This window comes from Phocaeicola sp. RTP21198st1_B8_RTP21198_201120 (assembly GCF_040929485.1).
GTDB classification, from domain to species: Bacteria; Bacteroidota; Bacteroidia; order Bacteroidales; family Bacteroidaceae; genus Phocaeicola; species Phocaeicola dorei.
This window is the reverse complement of record NZ_JBCOCI010000334.1, coordinates 1-1,463: the sequence shown is the minus strand read 5'-3', so window position 1 is coordinate 1,463 and position 1,463 is coordinate 1. Positions and strand designations below refer to the sequence as shown.

Sequence of the window (1,463 nt, the reverse complement as noted above, 5' to 3'; positions counted from 1 at the left end):
TGGATGCGGATCAAAGTCAAACGGTTTTCTTCTTCTGAAATATTTACTGTTCATAATTTTAAAAATTGTTCAGTGCATCGATTAACGAATCCGTGTTTGCCGATTCGTATTTCATTAAAGTCCTTATGTCGGAATGTGCGGTCAGTTTCTGCACAAGTGTAATGGGTACGTTCCTGCTCAATAGGTTCGTTACCATTGATCTTCTGCCGACATGGCTCGATAGGAAGTCGTACTTCCTTTTTTCTATCACCAGCTTTTGCTTACCTGAATACCTTGTGATCTTTATGATTTCGTCCATTCCTGCCAGTTTGCCGACAGTTTTGATATATTCATTGAACTTCTGGTTGGATATCTTGGGCACGGAGTAACCGATACGCTCCAAGATATCCTTTGCTGGGGCAATATACCCCTCAAAAGGTACGATCACCCTTTTTTTGACTTTTACCGAAATGAAGTCCCAAGCATTGTTTTTTATGTCCTTTGGGTCAAAGTTGATCAGATCCTCAAATCTTTGCCCTGTGTAGCACAATAGACAGAACAGATCCCGTACCCTTTCCAGACTGGGTCTGTCCGAAAGATCATGGTTCATCAGTTTCTGTATTTCGGATTCTGACAGGGCAATGATCTCATTGTAGGCTTTCTTCTTAAAGTTTGTCTTCTGGGTCTTGAAGACATCGGGATGCACCAAATAATCATTGTCGTTGCACCACTTTAGGAATACCTTTAACGTGGAGATGTACTTGTGGATGGTGTCATTCAGCAAGCCCTCTTTATCTCCATCGTTCGTGTTCTTTTTCCTGCTTAGAAATACCTCAAACTGATCGAGAAATTTACCGTCCATTTCCCTAAGGATAAGTTTTGTTCCCTTATGCTTCTCAAAATCCTCCAATCCCTTAAAGACTGTCCGGTATTCTTTTAACGTACCCTCTTTGACAAAATTGGATTTGTAGGAAAGGAACTGGGTTTTCAGGTGGGAAATGGATATTTCACTATTGACGGCATTGTCCCTGTCAATACAGTCCTGTACAATCTGTTTATAATCCTCTTTGGAAAGAAACTGGTTTGTTTCTTTTTTTTCGCATTGCTTCCCTTGTACAGCAGTTTGCAAGGTTGTTCAGTTCAACATTGAATTCCAACGCTCCGCTGGCACTTGGTTTAAGCCTTTCCTTTTCAAAATCCCAACTTTTGGGCAATATCTTATAGTTTGTCCTGTATTTTATCCTACAGGATTTATCCGGTGAAAAGAAGAGATACAGTGCAGTGGGCGATGGATTCCAGAACTTTTGTGCAAGGTTCTTCTTTTTCCCTCCAACCTTTGCCAATTCCTGTTTGACCTTTTCAGGCGAAATATCGGGATTATAGGGCTTATCTAAATAAAAATTCACTTTCATATTTCTCGGACATATTTCGGACAGAAATGCTTAATATTACCATATTTTACCTTTGTAAGGTTAGGTAAAGAT

At 40.0% G+C, this 1,463-nt stretch carries 2 protein-coding genes; both read right to left on the bottom strand.

Features of this window, described 5'->3' with window-relative positions; translation table 11 throughout:
- Positions 1 to 58 precede the first annotated feature (58 nt).
- The gene (locus AB5935_RS26005) at positions 59 to 1,108 is read right to left on the bottom strand and encodes a tyrosine-type recombinase/integrase (protein ID WP_368327875.1); all 1,050 of its coding nucleotides are present in this window, start codon (positions 1,106 to 1,108) and stop codon (positions 59 to 61) included.
- Complete coding sequence (locus AB5935_RS26000) at positions 1,035 to 1,391, bottom strand: hypothetical protein (protein ID WP_227042839.1); 357 nt, start codon at positions 1,389 to 1,391, stop codon at positions 1,035 to 1,037. The genes AB5935_RS26005 and AB5935_RS26000 overlap by 74 nt, the downstream gene beginning before the upstream one ends.
- Positions 1,392 to 1,463 lie beyond the last annotated feature (72 nt).

Coding starts and splice junctions, on each gene's coding strand:
- AB5935_RS26000 (WP_227042839.1), bottom strand. CDS start 1,391: ATGAAAGTGAATTTTTATTTAGATAAGCCCTATAATCCCGATATTTCG.